Raw genomic sequence first — 326 nt, forward strand, 5'->3', positions numbered from 1 at the left:
CGGCTCTATCGATAAATAAAGACAGACCAGAAGCAGCGTTGTTGAGATCTTCTGCTGATGATTTTTGCATGAGCTGAAGCTTATCCAGCTCCTCTTTATATTGCTGTTGCCAGATAACGAGTTTTTCCACACTGGCATTTAAATGTTTAAAGTTCTCACCAAACTGTTCATTAATTTGCGTGTTGAAGTCCCGTATGACTTCTTTGAGGGCTTCAATCAACGCTTTAGAACCGTCTTCAGCCATTTTTTGGGAAAATGTCTCAAAAGAAGTTCTGAGCGAACGTAATTCATCGACTTGTTCCTGACGCATCAGTTTAAGTTGTGTC

1 protein-coding gene is annotated in these 326 nt (G+C 40.5%); it reads right to left on the minus strand.

Going from position 1 to position 326, the window contains the following annotated elements:
• Positions 1 to 326, minus strand: a 326-nt coding sequence (locus tag COJ96_RS25525) for a hypothetical protein (protein WP_218936530.1), incomplete at both ends; no start/stop codon positions are given.

Source organism: Bacillus sp. AFS073361, from assembly GCF_002567005.1.
Classification (GTDB): domain Bacteria; phylum Bacillota; class Bacilli; order Bacillales; family Cytobacillaceae; genus Neobacillus.